Source organism: Microbispora sp. ZYX-F-249 (assembly GCF_039649665.1).
GTDB lineage: Bacteria > Actinomycetota > Actinomycetes > Streptosporangiales > Streptosporangiaceae > Microbispora > Microbispora maris.
In genome coordinates this window covers 1-18,271 of record NZ_JBDJAW010000050.1, presented here as the reverse complement: position 1 = coordinate 18,271, position 18,271 = coordinate 1, and the positions used below count along the sequence as shown (strand labels likewise).

General features: G+C 72.4%; 17 protein-coding genes. 11 read left to right on the top strand and 6 right to left on the bottom strand.

From position 1 onward, the window contains the following. Window positions 1–134 precede the first annotated feature (134 nt). The gene (locus tag AAH991_RS35390; protein WP_346230300.1) at window positions 135–1,469 is read left to right on the top strand and encodes a sensor histidine kinase; all 1,335 of its coding nucleotides are present in this window, start codon (window positions 135–137) and stop codon (window positions 1,467–1,469) included. Beyond that, entirely contained in the window at window positions 1,466–2,140 is a 675-nt protein-coding gene (locus AAH991_RS35385) for a response regulator (RefSeq protein WP_346230299.1), read from the top strand. The genes AAH991_RS35390 and AAH991_RS35385 overlap by 4 nt, the downstream gene beginning before the upstream one ends. On the opposite strand, the gene metE is transcribed toward AAH991_RS35385, so the two are convergent. After that, a complete protein-coding gene (gene metE / locus AAH991_RS35380; protein WP_346230298.1) occupies window positions 2,127–4,376 on the bottom strand; it encodes a 5-methyltetrahydropteroyltriglutamate--homocysteine S-methyltransferase in 2,250 nt (749 codons plus the stop codon). The genes AAH991_RS35385 and metE overlap by 14 nt on opposite strands. A gap of 295 nt (window positions 4,377–4,671) precedes the next feature. Between metE and AAH991_RS35375 the strand changes: the two genes are divergently transcribed. Further along, the gene (locus AAH991_RS35375; protein WP_346230297.1) at window positions 4,672–5,235 is read left to right on the top strand and encodes a hypothetical protein; all 564 of its coding nucleotides are present in this window, start codon (window positions 4,672–4,674) and stop codon (window positions 5,233–5,235) included. 59 nt (window positions 5,236–5,294) lie between these two features. Here AAH991_RS35375 and AAH991_RS35370 read toward each other — a convergent pair whose 3' ends face one another. Together AAH991_RS35370 and AAH991_RS35365 are read right to left on the bottom strand one after the other, a co-directional pair. Further along, a complete protein-coding gene (locus AAH991_RS35370; RefSeq protein ID WP_346230296.1) occupies window positions 5,295–5,831 on the bottom strand; it encodes an STM3941 family protein in 537 nt (178 codons plus the stop codon). 132 nt (window positions 5,832–5,963) lie between these two features. Further along, entirely contained in the window at window positions 5,964–6,815 is an 852-nt protein-coding gene (locus tag AAH991_RS35365) for a helix-turn-helix transcriptional regulator (RefSeq protein WP_346230295.1), read from the bottom strand. A gap of 85 nt (window positions 6,816–6,900) precedes the next feature. On the opposite strand from AAH991_RS35365, the gene AAH991_RS35360 reads away from it, so the two are divergent. Then, window positions 6,901–7,698, top strand: coding sequence for an SDR family NAD(P)-dependent oxidoreductase (locus AAH991_RS35360; RefSeq protein ID WP_346230294.1), 798 nt, complete (start codon window positions 6,901–6,903; stop codon window positions 7,696–7,698). 96 nt (window positions 7,699–7,794) lie between these two features. After that, the gene (locus AAH991_RS35355) at window positions 7,795–8,448 is read left to right on the top strand and encodes a hypothetical protein (RefSeq protein ID WP_346230293.1); all 654 of its coding nucleotides are present in this window, start codon (window positions 7,795–7,797) and stop codon (window positions 8,446–8,448) included. Between the two features lie 55 nt (window positions 8,449–8,503). Here the strand turns inward: AAH991_RS35355 and AAH991_RS35350 are convergent, their stop codons facing one another. After that, the gene (locus AAH991_RS35350; RefSeq protein WP_346230292.1) at window positions 8,504–8,845 is read right to left on the bottom strand and encodes an MmcQ/YjbR family DNA-binding protein; all 342 of its coding nucleotides are present in this window, start codon (window positions 8,843–8,845) and stop codon (window positions 8,504–8,506) included. A gap of 178 nt (window positions 8,846–9,023) precedes the next feature. Here AAH991_RS35350 and AAH991_RS35345 point away from each other — a divergent pair, with 178 nt between their 5' ends. Then, window positions 9,024–9,848, top strand: a complete 825-nt coding sequence (locus tag AAH991_RS35345; RefSeq protein WP_346230291.1) for an SDR family NAD(P)-dependent oxidoreductase — start codon at window positions 9,024–9,026, stop codon at window positions 9,846–9,848. A gap of 170 nt (window positions 9,849–10,018) precedes the next feature. Here the strand turns inward: AAH991_RS35345 and AAH991_RS35340 are convergent, their stop codons facing one another. Further along, a complete protein-coding gene (locus AAH991_RS35340; protein ID WP_346230290.1) occupies window positions 10,019–11,353 on the bottom strand; it encodes an MFS transporter in 1,335 nt (444 codons plus the stop codon). A gap of 206 nt (window positions 11,354–11,559) precedes the next feature. After that, on the bottom strand, window positions 11,560–12,468 hold the full coding sequence (locus tag AAH991_RS35335) for a helix-turn-helix domain-containing protein (protein ID WP_346230289.1): 909 nt from the start codon (window positions 12,466–12,468) through the stop codon (window positions 11,560–11,562). Between the two features lie 116 nt (window positions 12,469–12,584). On the opposite strand from AAH991_RS35335, the gene AAH991_RS35330 reads away from it, so the two are divergent. The 5 genes from AAH991_RS35330 to AAH991_RS35310 all read left to right on the top strand — a co-directional run. Next, window positions 12,585–13,406 carry an SAM-dependent methyltransferase gene (locus AAH991_RS35330; RefSeq protein WP_346230288.1) on the top strand — a complete coding sequence of 274 codons (822 nt, stop codon included), beginning with the start codon at window positions 12,585–12,587 and terminating at the stop codon, window positions 13,404–13,406. A 101-nt stretch (window positions 13,407–13,507) separates the two neighbouring features. Then, window positions 13,508–13,945, top strand: a complete 438-nt coding sequence (locus AAH991_RS35325) for an ester cyclase (RefSeq protein WP_346230287.1) — start codon at window positions 13,508–13,510, stop codon at window positions 13,943–13,945. Between the two features lie 17 nt (window positions 13,946–13,962). Then, a complete protein-coding gene (locus AAH991_RS35320) occupies window positions 13,963–14,859 on the top strand; it encodes a LysR family transcriptional regulator (protein WP_346230286.1) in 897 nt (298 codons plus the stop codon). A 587-nt stretch (window positions 14,860–15,446) separates the two neighbouring features. Further along, entirely contained in the window at window positions 15,447–15,890 is a 444-nt protein-coding gene (locus AAH991_RS35315) for a DoxX family protein (RefSeq protein WP_346230285.1), read from the top strand. 247 nt (window positions 15,891–16,137) lie between these two features. Further along, window positions 16,138–18,271, top strand: a 2,134-nt coding sequence (locus AAH991_RS35310) for a glycoside hydrolase family 9 protein (RefSeq protein WP_346230284.1), incomplete at its 3' end; no start/stop codon positions are given.

Here is an 18,271-nt window from a genome sequence, read left to right as displayed (position 1 = left end):
CGTCGTACGGCGGAAGGCGTTCCATGCCGCTCCCCGGCACGGCGGGAGGCGTCCGCCGTACTCCGGCGGGAGTAGTGCGGGATCGGTCCGCCGGGAGGAGGCGGCGCTGGTCGGTCACGGTTTACGCTTCGCACATGGACGGCGATCGCGATCGGCAGGCCTTCCCCAGCCCATCGGACCCGGATCCGAAGGCGTCCCCCGACATCGATGCGGCCGCCCCGGCTGCGCCGGACGGCAGGACGGGCGCCGCGCGCCTCCCCCGGACCTACGCCGCGGACGCCGCGCTCGCGGGCGTCGTGGCGGCGCTGCTCGCGGGCGCGACCCTGCTGCCCGGCGCGCCGAGCGGCCCGGCGCGGGTGGGGGTGATGGGCTACCTGCTCCTGGTGGGCGGGTCCGCCGCCCTGGCCGTACGGCGGACGGCGCCGGTGACCGCGCTCGTCGTCTCGGCGGCCTGCATGCTGGCCCACGCCCTGCGGGTGCCCCCCGAGACCGCGACCGCCTTCCCCGTGATGATCACCGTCTTCTCCGCCGCGAACGCCGGCCGGCGGGTGTGGGCGGCGTCGGCGAGCGCGGTCTACCTCACCGGTGTCCTGCTCGTGGAGCTGTCGGACCTCGGCACGCGGACCCCGCGCGAGGTGGTGGACCGGGTCGGCCTGCTGCTCGGCTGGTTCGTCGCCGCCAACGTGGCGGGAATCGTCTCACGGCAGCGCCGGGCCTACCTGCGCCAGGCGGAGCAGCGCGCCATCGAGGCGGAGCGCACCCGTGAGGAGGCCGCGCTGCGCCGGGCGGGCGAGGAGCGGCTGCGCATCGCCAGGGAGCTGCACGACTCGCTCACCCACAGCATTTCCATCATCAAGGTGCAGGCCGGGGTGGCCGCCCATCTGGCGCGCAAGCGGGGAGAGGACGTGCCGCCCGCGCTGCTGGCCATCCAGGACGCGAGCGCCGACGCCATGCGGGAGCTGCGCGCGACGCTGGAGGTGCTGCGCGAACCCGGCGCCGACGACGCCCCCGGCACGGCCAGGACCGACCGGATCGGCGAGCTGGTCGAGCGGGCGCGGTCGGCGGGCGTGCCGGCGACGCTGGCGGTCACCGGCACACCCCGCGCACTGCCGCCCGAGGTCGACCTGGCCGCCTACCGGATCGTGCAGGAGGCGCTCACCAACGTGGCGCGGCACGCGGGCCCCGCCTCGGCGTCGGTGCACGTCGGCTACCGGCCCGGCGCCCTCGTCGTACGCGTCGAGGACGACGGCCGGGGCGTGCCCGGCGGACCGTCCGGCGGGCTGTCCGGTGCCGAGCGGCCCGGAGCGGCGCGCACGGGCGTGGGCCTCACCGGGATGCGGGAGCGGGTGTCCGCGCTCGGCGGGCGGCTCGAGGCCGGTCCGGGACCGGACGGCGGCTTCACGGTCCACGCCGAGCTGCCGCTCACCGGCGTCACCCGCGGGTCGCGCGTCGAGGAGGGTGTGGCGTGATCAGGGTGCTGCTCGTGGACGACCAGGCGCTCATCCGGGCCGGGTTCCGGGCGCTGCTCGACGCCGAGGAGGGCATCGAGGTGGTCGGCGAGGCGGGCGACGGCGGCCAGGGCCTGGCGCTCGCCGAGCGGCACGTGCCCGACGTCGCGCTCGTGGACATCCAGATGCCCGTCATGGACGGCATCGAGACGACGCGCCGCATCGCCGCCGACCCCCGCCTGGCCGCGACGCGGGTGGTGATGCTGACCAACTACGGGCTCGACCGGTACGTCTTCGACGCGCTGCGGGCGGGCGCGAGCGGGTTCCTGCTCAAGGACACCGAACCCGTGGAGCTCCTCCAGGCGATCAGGGTCGCGGCGCGCGGCGACGCCCTGCTGTCCCCGGCCGTCACCCGGACGCTGATCAGCGAGTACGTCTCCCGCCCGCCGGACGCCGTGCCGACGGCCGCGCTGGAGGAACTCACGAACCGCGAACGGGAGGTCGTCGCCCTGGTCGCGCGCGGCCTGACCAACGAGGAGATCGCCGCCCACATGGTGATCAGCCCGTTCACCGCCAAGACCCACGTCAGCAGGGCGATGACGAAGCTGGGCGCGCGGGACCGCGCCCAGCTCGTCGTGTTCGCCTACGAATCCGGCCTGGTGGTCGCCCGGGGTTCCGTCAGACCCCGCTGAGCGTGCTCAGGGCGTGCCGCGCACGCAGGCGGGCCGCCGCTTCGACGACGCCTGCGAGCGCGGCCTCGACCTGCTCGTAGGAGCGGGTCTTCAGCCCGCAGTCGGGGTTCACCCAGAGCCGCTCGGCCGGCACCGCCCGCAGCGCCTCCGTGAGCAGGCCCTCCACCTCGTCGGCATCCGGGACGCGCGGCGAGTGGATGTCGTACACCCCCGGACCGAGCCCCCGCGAGAAGTCGCCGACCGCGCCGAGCAGCCGCCCCCGCGAGCGGGCCGACTCGATGCTCGTGACGTCGGCGTCGAGGCCGTCGATCGCGGCGAGGATCTGGTCGGCGTCGGAGTAGCACAGGTGCGTGTGGATCTGCGTGCGCTCACTCGCGCCCGAGGTGGCCCATCGGTAGGCCGCGACGGCCCACTCCAGGTAGGCGTCCTGCTCGGCACGCCGCAGCGGCACCAGTTCCCGCAGGGCCGGCTCGTCGACCTGGATGACGCGGATGCCCGCCTCCTCGAGGTCGCCCACCTCCTCCCGCACGGCGTCGGCCACCTGGAACACCACCTCGCGCAGCGGCAGGTCGTCGCGGACGAACGACCACGCCACGATGGTCACCGGGCCGGTGAGCATGCCCTTGACCGGCTTGCTCGTGAGGGATTGCGCGTACCGCGCCCAGCGGACGGTGATCGGTTCGGGCCGCCGTACGTCGCCGTGCAGGATGGGCGGGCGGGTGCAGCGCGAGCCGTACGACTGGACCCAGCCGTGCCGGGTGACGGCGAAGCCGTCGAGGTGCTCGGCGAAATACTGCACCATGTCGTTGCGCTCGGGCTCGCCGTGCACGAGGACGTCCAGCCCGAGCCGCTCCTGCAGGGCGATCACCCGCTCGATCTCCGCGCGGACCACGCCCTCGTACGCCGCCTCGGCGATCTCCCCGGCCGCCAGCGCGGCCCGGGCCCGGCGCAGTTCGCCCGTCTGGGGGAACGAGCCGATCGTGGTGACCGGGAGAAGCGGCAGCTTGAGGTGCTCGGCCTGCGCCGCCGCCCGTACGGGGTAGGGGGCACGGCCCTTCGCGGTCCGGTCTCCGGACGCGTGCGCACGGCCCTGGACCTCTGGCTGTCCGGGCACATGACGGCCGGGCGCATGACCAACGGGGGCGGCCGCGAGCAGGCCCGCCAGCTCGACCACCTCGGCGACCTTCTGCTCGGCGAACGCCAGCCGCTCCCGCAGCGCGGGATCGAGACCGGTCTCCCGCTCCACGTCGTACGGCACGTGCAGCAGCGAGCACGACGTGCCCACCGCCACCCGGCCGGCGCGCTCCCGCACGGCGAGCAGCGTGGCCAGCGCCCGGTCCCGGCCGGTGCGCCACACGTCGCGGCCCGACACCACACCGGCGACGACCGTCTTGCCGGCCAGCGCGTCCGCGCCGTTGGCCGTGCCCCGGACGAGGTCAAGGGCGACGGCCTCGACCGGCGTCGCGGCCAGCACCGGCAGCGCGTCGCCGAGATCCCCGAAGTAGGAGGCGACCAGCAGTGCGGGCCGGTTCTCCAGCCTCCCCAGCCGGCCGTACGCCGCCTCGACGGCGGCCAGCTCGGCGGGGGTGCGGTCGGCGACCAGGGCGGGTTCGTCGAGCTGCACCCAGGCCACGCCCTCCGCGGCCAGTTCGGCGAGCAGCCGCGCGTACACCTCGACGACGTCGTCCAGCCGGTCGAGCGGGGCGAACCCGCCGGGGCTGGCGGGCGCGGCCTGCGCGAGCAGCAGGAACGTCACCGGCCCGACCACGACCGGCCGGGTCTCCAGCCCCAGCGCGCGTGCCTCGCGCACCTCGGCCAGCGGCTTGCCCGCGTCGAGGGAGAAGACCGTCTCCGGGCCGATCTCCGGGACGATGTAGTGGTAGTTGGTGTCGAACCACTTGGTCATGCGCAGCGGGGGGCTTCCCTCGGCGCCACGGGCCATCGCGAAATAGGTCGCCAGGTCGTCGTCCTGCCGGTAACGCGCGGGCACCGCGCCCAGCAGCACCGCCGTGTCGAGGACCTGGTCGTAGTAGGAGAACGTGTTCGACGGCAGTCCCTCCAGGCCCAGTGCGGCGAGCCGCCGCCAGGTGTCCTCCCGCAAACGCCGCGCCGTGCTCTCCAGATCTTCCCGGCTCGTGCGCCCCTCCCAGTACGACTCCAGCGCCCGCTTCAACTCCCGATCCGGGCCGATCCTCGGATACCCCAGCACGGTCGACGCGGGAAAAGACGACGTCATCACGACTCCTCGTTCGTCAGACAGGACGCTCCGCATCCTCTCCGCGCCCGAGTCGTCCGGGCCGTATCTATTGGCGCTGCTTATGGATCAGCTCGCCGTCACCCTGCTGAACCGTGGCCGTCCATAAACGGCGGGATACGCTGGGCCCGGGAAACAGGAACCGGGGAACAGGAACCGGGAAACCGGGGCCGAGCCGGTACCGTCATGACCACGCGCCACTCACGGCGGCAGAAAAGGAGGCAGGCCCTCAGCCCGGGGCGGGTTCCGGCTATCGGTGTTCTATGTGTGGGGATCCATGCAGATGTGGCACTCGATCACAGTCATCGCTCAATCGGCCCTTCCATTCCTCACGATGTTCGCGGCCTGCGTCGGGGCGCGCAGGGCACGGCAACGTCGTGCGGCGTTCCGTGCGGCACAGCGCCTGGGTCTCCCCAGCGGGCGGATCAGGATGATGGGTGCGCTGCGCGTACGTCAGGGCACTACCTGGGGAGCGTGGCATCACGGCGTGCTGGATCTCGAATCTGGCCGTCTTACCTATACCGGCAGGTTGAACGGCCGGCGAAAGGCGACCACGGACCTCACCGGCATGATCGCGAAGGGGCGTCGCCCTGTTACCCCATTCGAGCGCTGGAAGTGGAGCGAGCCCCTTCGGTTGCGCGCCGTTCTCGAATGCGAGCATCCCGAACTGAGTGCGGTGGAACTCGCGGTCGAGGAGTCCGATGCGGAAATCGTCTCCAGCGTGTTCGCCGAACAGCTCCGACCGAGATCCATCAGACATCAGGCAGAAGGCGGCGGCAGGCTCTTCCGCACCCGCGCAGACCGAGCGGCTGAGGGTCGACACGAGTCCGAAGATCGCTGACGTCTGTTCGGCGTCCGCCCGAGCCAGGCGACGGACAACTCGGCGCCTGTTGCCGAGCGCTACGAATCGGTCGAGCCGGGATGCGCTGCACGGTGCCATTTCCGCACGACCGCCACAAGCTCGTCGAACGAACGATCCAGCCCGTTCGCGCTGACGCCGACGCCTCCGTACGACATCGCGGTCGCCCGCGCCAGGAACGCGAACGGGCGCGAGTGCAGGTGACGCCGCCAAACCTCTGGCGGCATCTGAAGGATCAGAAACCGCTGCCGCTGGTTCGTGCGGGTGGCGACCGCATCGATGTCGTCCCAGGGGATCGGCTCCCCCGACACGCGCCGATCGTGGAAACCCAGAGGACCGACCTGGATGACGACCGGATCTCTGCGCACGAACTGCCAAACCCATCCGAGGCCGGCGATCGAGAACAGGACCATCCCCAGCCACCCGGTCATCGTCGCGAGTACGCCCCATCCGGTGCTCAACCAGTCGAACGCGATGGCCGCACTCCCGGCGATCATGACAGCGCAGAGAAACAGCATCAGCAGCGTTCTCAGGGTGGAACGCCGCCATTCGACCACTTCACCGTCGGGTAACCCCATGGCCTTCACCTCGCCTGCTGAAGGCTACAGCGGTTACGCGCGCCTGCAAGTGCCCTGTGCGGCCCTGCACGCTCTTCCTTCCCGGATGAGAAGGGCCCGCGCTTATCACCGAGCCGCGGGGCCGGATGTGACTCAGCGGGGGGCGTCCATGCGCTGGGTGCCGATGACCGACAGCAGCCGCAGCGCCTCCTCGGACGGCGAACCGGGGACGGCGGTGTAGATCACCACCTGCTGGTCGCGGTCGGTGATGTCGAGGACGTCGCAGTTGACGGTGACCGGGCCGACCATCGGGTGCCGGAAGGTCTTGCACAGGGTGGGCCCGCTCCCCACGTCGTGGGATCCCCACAGCCGTGCGAACTCCACGCTCTTCGCGAGGAGCTCGTCCACCAGCTCGGTCACCTCGGGCGCGTCGGGGTAGCGGGCGGCGGCGGCACGCAGGCGCCGGGCCGCGTGGCGGGCGAATTCCTCCGCGTCGGAGACCCCGTACAACCGCCGTCCCTCGCGGTGTGGTCCGAGGAACACGCGGCGCACCAGGTTGCGGTCGCGCCGCGGCAGGGCGGAGAAGTCCTCCATGAGAGCGGCCGCCAGGTCGTTCCAGGCGAGCACCTCGAGCGTCGCGGACGTCACGAACGCGGCGGTCTGCGGCAGCCTCCCCAGCAGGTCCAGGATGCTCTGCCGCACCTCGCGCGGGGGCCCCGGCGGCGGGGCGGGCGGGGCGCCGGCGAGGTGGTGGAGGTGGGCGCGCTCGGCGTCCGACAGGCGCAGGGCCCGGGCCAGCCCGGCCAGCACCTCGCGCGAGGGGCGCGGGCCACGAGCCTGCTCCAGCCGGGTGTAGTACTCGGCCGAGATGAACGCCAGCTGCGCCACCTCCTCACGGCGCAGCCCCGGAGTGCGGCGCCGCGGCCCCGCGGGCAGTCCCACGTCGGCGGGGGTGATCCGCTCGCGCCTGCTGCGCAGGAATCCGGCCAGTTCTCGTCGGTCCATACCTCCAGTGTGACCGGGACGCGCCGGCGATCCAGGTACCGCCGGTGCCTGGATACGCCACGCCCACCGGCGAAGGCTGAGTGCCATGGACAACACACCGATCACCGAGACGCTCACACCCGCCGCGGGCCTGCTGGCCGGCAAGGTCGCCTTCGTCAGCGGCGCCGGACGCGGTATCGGAGCCGCGGCGGCGCGGCTGTTCGCCCGGGAGGGCGCCCGGGTGCTGCTCGCGGCCCGGACCGAGGCCCAGCTGAAGGCGGTGACCGAGGAGATCCGGGCGGCGGGCGGCACCGCGGACCACGTCGTGTGCGACCTGGCCGACGCGGCGAGCGTGCGCGCCGCCGTGAGCCGCGCCGTGGACCTGTACGGCCGGCTCGACGTCGCCTTCAACAACGGGGCGGCGATCCAGCGGCCCGGCCCGATGGACCGGATGCCGGAGGCCGACTTCGACGACATCTACGCCGTGAACCTCAAGGGCGTCTGGCAGTCCATGGTCGCCGAGGTGGAGGCGATCCGGGCCACCGCCGGCACGGGCGCCATCGTCAACAACTCGTCCGTCGGCAGCCTGCGGGGCAACCCCGAGCTGCCGGCCTACGGTGCGATGAAGCGGGCGGTCAACAGCCTCACCGAGTCGGCCGCCGTCACCTACGGCCCCGAAGGCATCCGCGTCAACGCGATCGCCCCCGGCAACACGCTCACCGACATGATCCGCTCCTGGGAGGCGGAATCCCCCGGTCTCCAGGAGCAGCTGATCGCGCAGACACCGCTGCGCCGCGGGGCCGACCCGGCGGAGATCGCCGAGGCCGCCGCCTGGTTGCTGAGCGACCGCTCCTCCTTCGTGACCGGCACGGTCCTGTGCGTCGACGGCGGCGCCCGCGCCTGAGGCGGCGCGGAACTCCTGACGGCGGGCCCGCTCGATCGCGACGATGTGCGCCGAGGAGGGGGTGGGTTTCTCCGGAAAGTTCTAGTATCCCGTCCCATGCGATCTGCGATCTTGGGCGGTCTCGCCGCCTCCGTCCTGCTGGCCTCCGCCGTTCCCGCGACGGCCGCCGGATCCGGCAAGCCCCTGACACCCGCCCAGTTGCGCGCGGCACTGCTGACCCCCGAGGATTTCGGCGACGACTACACCCCCAACACCAAACGCAATCGCGAGACGCTGAAGGCCGACCAGGCCCACACGAAGAAGTGCGCGAAGGCGGTCGGTGCGCTGAAACCGCTCCTGAGAAGCAAGGCGGCGGTCTTCATCGACAAGGAGGGCGACCCGGCGGGGATCAGGCAGTTCGCGCTCAGCGGCACCTCCTCCGCCGTGTCCTCCTGGAAGAAGGCGGGCATGGTCATGGTCCGCGACTGCGCCGGGGTCAAGGCGAATACCCGTACCGCCAAGGTGGGTATCACCAGGCTCTCCGTCGGCAGAGTGGGAAGCTGGGCGTACGGGATCAGATACAGCAAGGTGATTCCCGAGATGAACCCGGAGCCGATCTACGCGACGGACCTCGTGCTGATCGGAGCCGGAAACACCGTCACACTGCTCGTGAGCGACGGTTTCTTCGCGACCTTCGACCCCGGGCTCAGCAGGCGGGCGGCGGAATTGGCGGTGCCCAAACTTCGTGACGCCCAGAGAACGGCCTCCTGAACAAGGGCGGCGATCCCCGGCTGTCAAGGAGAGGAGCGAGGAGTTCGACGAGCGGTCAGCTCGCGTCGTACGCCGCCGCGACCCTTTTGGGGACCACCATGCGCCAGGCGTCGACGACGAGCTCCCGCATCTCGGCCTCGTCGATGGCCGCCATCCTGACCCGGACCCACTGGTAGCGCTCGTCCGAGGGCAGAGGCATGAGGAACTTGTCCGGCTCGGAGGCCACGAGGGCCGCCCGCTCCTCCTTGGGGAACGCGAAGCCCATCAGGGTCTCGTCCGGCGAGACGGAGGCGTACACGATGCCCCTGATCCGGAATTTCACATGGTCGCGCACCAGCGCCTCCTCGGTGCGGGGCAGCGCCAGCGCGACTCGTCGCACGTCTTCGACCGTGACCATCAGAAGCCTTCCTCGAAACGGACGGCCCCCGCCGCCGCCGCCGGTCGTGAGAGATCGAACATCGTCACGGGCGAACCGTAGCCGCGGCCACCGACATTCCTGCCGGGGTCCCGTCGCAGGCGACCACCCGGAGAAAATCCGTGGCCCGAGTAGCTCGGCGAGTGCCAGACTCCTGGCGGTGATCAATCCTCGACTGACGGGCCGGGTGGCGCTGGTCACCGGGGCCAACCAGGGCATCGGCGCGGCCACCGCGGTCGCCCTCGCCACCTGCGGGGCGGCGGTCCTCCTCACCTACAAGCGCCTCGATCCTGCCGAGCACGCCGATGATCCGGCCTTCCCCGAGGCGTACGGCAGGCTGCGGGCGCGGGACGCCCAGGAGGTCGTGACCCGGATCCGGCGGGAGGGCGGCCAGGCCGAACAGGTGGAGGCCGACCTCACGCGCGCCCACGCGGTCGGCGGGCTGTTCGACCGGGCGGAGGCGGCCTTCGGACCGGTGGAGATCCTGGTCAACAATGCCAGCGGCTGGCTGGCCGACACCTTCCTTCCCGACGCGCGGGACCGCTTCGGGCGGGCGCTGCGTCCGGTGGACGCCGACTCTCACGACCGGCAGTTCGCCGTGGACGTGCGCGCACCGGCCCTGCTGATCGCGGAGTTCGCCCGTCGCCATGTGCGGCGCGGCGCCACCTGGGGGCGGATCATCGGGCTCACCTCCGGCGGGCCTGCGGGGTTCCCCGAGGAGGTGTCCTACGGCGCGGCCAAGGCGGCGCAGGAGAACTACACCATGTCGGCCGCCGCCGAACTCGGCCGCTACGGGATCACGGCGAACATGCTCCGCCCGCCCGCCACCGACACCGGCTGGGTCACCCCGGCGGTCGAGAAGGCCGTCCGCGCGGCCGGCCCGCTGGGGCACGTCGGCACGCCGGAGGAGGTGGCCGAGGTGATCGTCTTCCTGGCCTCGCACCAGGCCCGTCACATCACCGGGCAGGTCATCTCCATGTCCTGACCGAATGGGCTCATCGGAACGCCCGCTCACGGGCGCCGGGCGCCGCGAAGCCCGCGTCCAGCGGGAGATCGCGATGGCGGCGGGCCGCGTGCGGCCTGGGGACCTCGGCCACCGCACGCGCCGGGACTTCCGGAAGGCCGTACGCGAGCGGATCGGCCTGCCGGCGCGACTCACCGGCGCCCGGCAGGGGCGTCCCGGTCCCGGCGGCCCGGCACCGTACGGAGGGTGATGACGATCGCGGCGATCCACAGCAGGGCCGAAAGGACGCCGGCCCATCGCAGGCCCGAGGTGAACCTCTCGGCGTCGGCGGGATCCCCCGCGACGGCGCCGAGGACGGCGACCCCGAGGGCGCCCGCCGCCTGCCGTGCGGTGTTGTTGACGCCGGAGGACAGGCCGGGGCGGGACGGCGGTCCCGCGCGCAGCGCCGCCGCGACCACGGACGCGGTGAGCAGGCCCATGCCCAGGCCGAGCCCGAGGAGCGCGGGGAGGAGCGCCGCGTAGGGGCCCGCCGGGGTGACCAGCGTCAGGCAGGCGGCGCCGGACGCGCCGAGCAGCAGCCCGCCCAGCATCGGGAGCCGGGGTCCGGAGCGGGCGGCGAGCCGTCCGGTGAACGGCGCGCACAGCGCGAGAGGGGCGAACAGCGGCAGCAGCATGACACCGGCGGACAGGGCGTCGTAGTGGCGGACGCCCTGGAGATACAGGGTGACGACGAAGACGACGCCGATCCCCACGAAGTTCATCAGCGCGGCGACGGCGTTGGCCCCGACGAAGCGGGAGTCGCCGACGACGGACGGCGGGAAGAGGGGCTCGGGAGCCCGGCGTTCCCATCGGGCCAGGGCGGCCGCGGCGAGCACGGCGACCATGGCGGCTCCCGCCGTCCGGGCCGACACTCCCGAGTGGCCGTACGCGATGGCGCAGTAGGTGAGGGTCAGCAAAACGACGGCCGCGGCGAGCACCCCGGGGACGTCCAGCCGCCGGCCGGACGAGGGCTCGTCCCCGCGGACACGGCGAAGGGTGAGCACGATGGCGGCCACGACGACGGGCAGGTTGACGAGGAAGACCGAGCGCCAGCCGGCGAGGGTGACGAGCAGGCCGCCGAGCACCGGGCCGCAGGGCAGCGCCAGCGCGGACACCCCCGCCCAGATGCCGAGGGCGCGGGCCTGTTCCGCGCGGTCCGGAAACGTCGCGGTGACCACGGCGAGGGTGCTGGGCAGCAGCAGCGCGGCGGCGAAGCCCTGCAGGGCGCGGGCCGCGACCAGCGTGCCGATCCCGGGGGCGAGACCGCACAGCAGGGAGGCGGCGCCGAAGAGGGCGAGCCCCGCGACGGCGACGGCACGGTGTCCGATCCGGTCCCCCACGACGCCGGCCGCGAGCAGGCACGCGGCCAGCACGACCGTGTAGGAGTCGACGACCCACTGCATACCCGGCAGGCCCGTGCGGAGGTCCGCGCCGATGTGCGGCAGGGCGACGTTGACGACGGTCACGTCGAGTTGCACGAGGAACATGCCCGCGCACATCACGACGAGGACCGTCCGGCGTCCCCGGGGCGGGGCGCCCCGGCCGGGAACGGAAGGAGTTCTCGCCGACGACATACCTCATCGTCGCCCGCGGACAATTCGGCCGGAACCGAAGCGTGGCGGCACGCGCATCACGTCGCCGCCTCGCGGGACCGGCTCTCACCGCCGGCCCGGATGGCGTCCGGCTCTCCTGCTCAGGGGTGGGCGCGGAGGGCCTCGAGGAGCCAGGCGAAGTCGTCCGCGTGGGACGGCTTGGGCTCCCGGCCGTTGATCACGGCCATGAGATGCCGGTAGCGCTCGGCCTCGGCGAACAGGCCGGCCTCCAGGCGCTCCCTGACGGCCGCCCGGCCGGCGGCGTCCATGTCGCCGAGCAGGCGGGCGACGAACTCGGCGGCTTCGGGCGACTCCGGGCGCACGCCCTGCTCGCGCGCCTCCCCGGCGACCCAGGCGACCTTCTTGGCGAACCACATGAAGGCCCCCGGCTCCTGTCCCGCCCGGCCGCGGGTGTTCTGCTCCACCACGTCGCGCATGCGCCGCCGGAAGTCCGGGTCGCGTACGAGCCCGGCGAGCTCCACCCAGGCGTCCACCTGCTCGGGCGTGGGGTCGTCCGGCAGGTCGATCTGGGTGTGCCGCAGCCTGCGCCGCAACTCGGGATCGGCGTCCAGGCCGCCGAAGACCTCGTCCACGAAGTCCTCGATGATTCGCCGCCGTTCCTCGGCGGACAGCCGTGCCAGGTCGTTCAACCGTTTCATCTCCTCCGCATCGGACCGCCGCCTCGCGACGGCGCCGAGCACCGCGCGCCGCAGCCGCAGGGTGCGGATCTGCGCGTCCAGTGCGCTGACGTGGACGGCGGCGACCTCGGCCAGGGTGGCCCTCCGCTCCAGCACCCGGCGTACGTCGCCGAGGCCGAGGCCGAGCTCGCGCAGCGTCTTGACGAGCTCCAGCCGGGCCACGGCGCCCGCGTCGTAGAGCCGGTAGCCTCCCTCGCTCCGCCCGGCCGGCGGCAGCGCGCCGATGTCCGACCAGTACCGGATCGTGCGCACCGGCAGCCCGGTGCGGCGCGAGAGCCGTCCGATGGTGAACAGCTCCTCGTCGTCGTCCATGACCCCGAGTGTGGACCGTCCAGCGGCTGGAGACTCAAGCCCCCGTCCGTACGGCTTTCGCGGCGGACGCCCGATTATCTAAGGTGTGGGGTGATCACTTGACGGCAGGAGGACCGGTGAGCGAAGTACCGGCGGACGGTTCCGGCGAGGAGCACCGCCCCAAGCTCGACACGAGCGTGCCCCACTCGGCACGCATCTGGAACTACTTCCTGGGCGGCAAGGACCACTTCACCGTCGACCGCGAGCTCGGCCAGCAGATCCGGCAGGCGTACCCCGGCATCGTGGACATCGCGCGGCAGTCGCGGGGCTTTCTCGGCCGTGCCGTACGGCACCTGGCGGGAGAGGCCGGCATCCGGCAGTTCCTCGACATCGGCACCGGCCTGCCGACCGCCGACAACACCCACCAGGTGGCCCAGCGGGTGGCGCCGGAGTCGCGGATCGTGTACGTCGACAACGACCCCCTGGTGCTGGTGCACGCCAACGCCCTGCTGACCAGCAGCCCGCCCGGCGTGACCGACTACATCGAGGCCGACGTACGCGAACCGGACAAGATCCTGCGGGCCGCGTCGAAGACGCTCGACTTCGACCGGCCGGTGGCGCTCATGCTGCTGGGGATCATGGGCCAGGTGCTCGACGACGACGAGGCGTACGGGATCGTGCGTCACCTCATGGACGCCCTGCCGTCCGGCAGTCATCTGGTCTTCGAGGACGGCACGAAGGTCGTCGCGCCCGAGGCCGCCGACGAGGCCGAGCGCATCCGCGCCGAGGGCGGCGACCCCTACCGGCTGCGGACGCCCGAGCAGTTCGCGCGCTTCTTCGACGGTCTCACGCTGCTGGAGCCGGGCGTGGTGTCGGTGTCCCGATGGCGGCCCGAGCCCAGCCAGTTCGGCGAGGCGCCCGAGGTCGACGCGCTGTGCGGCGTCGCGCGCAAGCCCTGACATCCCCGGTGCGTCCATCCGAACCCTGAGCCCCCGCCTGGGCCACGGCGTCGTCATCCGTCGCCGTGGGTAGGAGTTCCAGGACGGGACCGGGGAGGCGGATGACCGAGATCGGCGCGCTGCTCGACGCGCTCACGGACGCGATCGGCTCCCAGGACGAGGAGCGGGTGCTCCGCTGCTTCGGCGCGAGGGCCGTCTTCGTCACGCCCGCCGGGGTGATGGAGGGCCACGAGCAGATCGGCTGGTACTTCCGGCAGCTCTTCACGGCGTTCCCCGACATGCACAACGAGACCACCGCACGAACCGTCCTCGACGACACCATCGTCGTGGAGTGGACGTTCAGCGGCACCCACACCGGCGTGCTGCTGCTGCCGGGCGGCACGGAGATCACGGGCACCGGCCGCCGCGTGGTCCTCCCGGCGGCGGGCGCCTACACGATGGGCGACGACGGCGTGTTCGCCAGCGGGCGGGTCTACTACGACCAGTTGACGTTCTACCGCCAGACGGGGTGCGACCTGCGTCTGCGCCCGACCGCCTGATCTCCCCATACTGGAGCGTGGACTCCGGCCCGCCGCTGCGCGACATCGGCTGCTTCGCCGTCGTGGCCCGGCATCTCAGCTTCTCCCGCGCCGCCGCCGAGCTGGGCGTCTCCCAGCCCGCCGCGAGCCAGGCCGTCGGCCGTCTCGAGCGCGCGCTCGGGGTCCGCCTGTTCGAGCGGACGAGCCGGGAGGTCCACCTGTCACCCGCAGGCAAGGCGCTGCTGCCGTACGCCGAGGCGCTGCTGGAGTCGGCGGCCGCCTTCTCGGCCGAGGCGAGACGGCTCGCCGCGCCGGAGTACGACGGTGTCCGCCTGGCCTATCCCCCGCTCGCCGGCGGGCTCGCGGCGCGGATCGCCCGCCGGATGGCACGCCACGATCCTCCGGCGGAGGTGGAACTGCGCCCGGCCGGCCGCGCCGCCGCCGTCGCGGCCCTCGCCGCCGGCGAGGTGACCGCGGCCATCCTGGCCGCGCCCTTCCCGCGGGAGCTGACCACGGTCGCCCGTTTCCACGTGCCCGTCGGTCACCTGGCCGTACCGGCCGGGGACCCGCTCGCCGGCCTGCCGCACCTGCAGCCCGAGCGGCTCGCGCGGCATCGCGTGCTGATGCCGCGCGAACGCCCGCCCGGCGGGGTGTGGGCACGGCTGGCCGCCCGCGTCGGGCCGCACCGGCAGCACGTGGTGGCCGACGAGATCGACGACTTCGCCGCCGCGCTCGACCTGGTCGCGGCCGGCGTCGGCCTGCTGCCCACTCCGCTCCTCGTCGTCACGTCCGTCCGCAGGGACGACGTCGCCTTCGTCCCCCTGGACGCGGGCGACCTCCGCCTGACCTACGCGCTCGCGTGGCGGGGCGAACGGCTGTCGCCTGGCTTGATGGCACTCGTGCGGACGGCGCAGGAATGCCTGTGGACGAGGTAGCCCGCGCACGTCCGCGATGGTGACGGACCGCGATAGCCGCATCACCAAGCGAGATCCGCGAGAAAGTTTCACGCGGCCTTCCGGAATTAGGCGGATCACCCGTCCGAAGAAGCGGCAGGTGACCGGGGTGCCACCACACGTACGCCGACGGCACGTGGCAGCGGCCTGACGGAGAATTACTTGAACTCTTGACTAGGGGTACCCCTATAAGCAATCTTGGGACTACGCCGCCCGCCGCTTATTCGCCGCTGAATAAGCGAGGCGCGGCCACCGTGGTCCATGGCGAAACACCGCGACATCAGCGACGATGCCGCTCGTTCCAGGCTTTGACCAGGGAATCCGCCTCTTTGGGCGCACTCCCGCGCGGCTCCCCGCCGCCGGACGTCCAATTCGCCGACAATGTGAGCCACGGGACGGCGGAAATGACGGCCGGTTTACTGCCCACTGACTCTCGATAGGCGGCGGCCGGGGTTTTCCCTTTCTCTTTCGCCGGGTTATTTTCCGGCGCGTTTCCATGGGCCGGCCCGCAGTGCGATCGCGCGTACGCGGCGAGGCCCACCCGGTAGGCACGACAAGAAGGTGATCACATGAAATCGGACCAGATCCGCGGGCCAGTCCTCTCGCTCTTCCGCATCGTGACGGGGCTGCTGTTCGTCTGCCACGGCGCGGCCACGATCTTCGGCGTGCTGGGCGGCAACCGCGGAACCGGCCAGGCCGTGCCGTTCGGCACGTGGCCGAGCTGGTGGGCGGCGGCCATCCAGCTGGTGTTCGGGACCCTCGTCCTCGCCGGGCTGCTCACCCGTGTCAGCGCGCTGCTCTGCTCGGGCTCGATGGCGTACGCCTACTTCGTGGTCCACGCGCCGCAGAACCTGTTCCCGCTGCAGAACGGCGGCGAGGCGGCGGCCATGTTCTGCTGGTCGTTCTTCCTCATCGCCGTCTTCGGGCCCGGCGCCTGGGCGCTGGACACGCTGATCCACCGGATGCGGCACCACGACGTCGAGACGTACTCGCCCGCGCCGGTGCAGGCGTAGCCGGCCGAGCCGCCGCCCCGCCGGCAGTCGTCCCCGCCGGCGGGGCGGCGAGCTGAAAGTTTCAGCACCGCGACGTGTCCTCGGCCGCTCTGACCTGGCCGTACGGGGTCCGTGACCGGACCGTGCTTGGATCGCGCCACCTCGCATACGCACCATCCGGGCGGGAGCCCTCCCGAGATCGTCCCGCCCGTTCCGGGGCGGCCCCGCATGCCCGGGGCCGGCCCGTCGTCCTTCCGAGGGGCACGTGATGCGACTACCGCGACGGCTGCTGAGCGCGAGCACGGCGACCGCACTGGCCGGCGCCCTGCTGGCCGTCACCGCGACCTCCACCCCCGTCTCGGCCGCCTCCTTCAACTACGGCGAGGCGCTGCAGAAGTCGTTCCTGTTCTACGAGGCACAGGAGTCGGGGCACCTGCCGTCCGGCAACCGGGTGACCTGGCGGGCCGACTCGACCGTCAACGACGGGAAGTCCGCGGGGGTGGACCTTTCCGGCGGCTTCTACGACGCCGGCGACCATGTGAAGTTCGGCTTTCCGATGGCGTCCATGACCACCACCCTGGCCTGGGGCGGCGCGGACTATCGGGCGTCGTACGAGCGCTCGGGCCAGTTGCCGTACCTGCTGCGCACGCTCCGGCAGTCGAACGACTACTTCATCCACGCCCATCCCGAGCCGAACGTCCTGTACGTCCAGGTCGGCGACGGCGGCGAGGACCACTCCTACTGGGGCGCGCCGGAGACCGTCGAGGCCAAGGGCCACAAGCGGCCCGTCTACAAGATCACCGCGTCGTGCCCGGGCACCGACGTCGCCGCCGAGACCGCCGCCGCGATGGCCGCCTCGTCGGTCGTCTTCCGGCCGACCGACCCGGCGTACGCCGACACGCTGCTCACCCACGCCAAGCAGCTGTTCACGTTCGCCGACACGACCAAGGGCACGAACGGCCGCGACACCGCGTACGTGAACTGCGTCAGCGCCGCGCAGGGCTTCTACAACTCCACCGGCGAGGGCGGCCAGGTCGAGGGCGCCACGAAGATGTACTGGGACGAGCTGGCCTGGGCCTCCGTCTGGCTCTACCGGGCCACCGGCACCGCGAGCTACCTCACCCGGGCGCGTGAGTTCTACCCGAAGATGGGCACGCAGGAGGACCCGGGGAGCAACGGCGTCCAGGTGCCGGTCTTCAACTTCGGCTTCGGCTGGAACGACAAGCAGTACGCCGTCTACGAGCAGATGGCCGAGCTGACCGGCGAGCAGAAGTACAAGGACGACGTCCAGCGCTACCTCGACTACTGGACGGTCGGTTACAAGGGCAAGAAGGGCACGATCACGCCCGGCGGCCTCGCCTACATCTTCTACTGGGCCTCGCTGCGCATGGCCGCCAACACGGCCTTCGTCGCGATGAGATACGCCGACTTCCTCGGCTCCGGCGACCCGCTCTACGCGCGCTACCACGACTTCGGCAAGCGCCAGGTCGACTACGCGCTCGGCGACAACCCGCGCCGCTCCAGCTACATGATCGGCTTCGGGACCAACCCGCCGCGCAACCCGCACCACCGCGGTGCGCACGGCTCCTGGACCAACGCCGGCCCCGACGGCGAGCCCGCCGTCAGCAGGCACATCCTGTACGGCGCCCTCGTGGGCGGCCCGGACGGCGCCGACGCCTACACCGACAGCCGCGGCGACTACGTGAAGAACGAGGTCGCGCTCGACTTCAACTCCGGCATCACCAGCTCGCTCGCCGTCCTCTACGGCGAGTACGGCGGCACGCCCCTGGCCACGCTGCCGCGCGAGACGCCCGACGGCCCCGAGTTCTCCCTGGAGCCGGCCATCACCCACACGGCCAGGGAGACGGCGGCCAAGACGTACGTCATCAACAAGTCGGCCTGGCCGGCGACCGTGCTCGACAAGGCGAAGTTCCGCTACTACTTCACGCTCGACGGCTCGACCACGGCGAGCCAGGTCACGGTGAGCACGTCCTACACGCAGTGCAAGCAGCCCACCGGGCCGCACCTGCTGGAGGGGCGCATCTACTACGCCGAGGTCGACTGCACCGGGACGCTCATCTTCCCGGGCGGCCAGTCGGAGTTCCGCCGCGAGGTGCAGCTGCGCATCGGCGTCGCCGACGGCGCGACGTGGGACCCGTCCAACGACTGGTCGGCCAAGGGCGCCGACCACATGACGCTGTACGGCAACGACGGCCGCCTCATCTGGGGCACGGCGCCCGGCGCCGAGTCCTCGCCCAGTCCCAGCCCCAGCGCCTCGCCGTCGTCGTCGCCGTCCCCCAGCCCGTCGCCGTCCCCCTCGCCCAGCCCGTCCCCGTCCCCCTCGCCCAGCCCCTCGCCGTCCCCGAGCCCGTCGCCGTCCGCGTCGGCCGGCGCCGGATGCA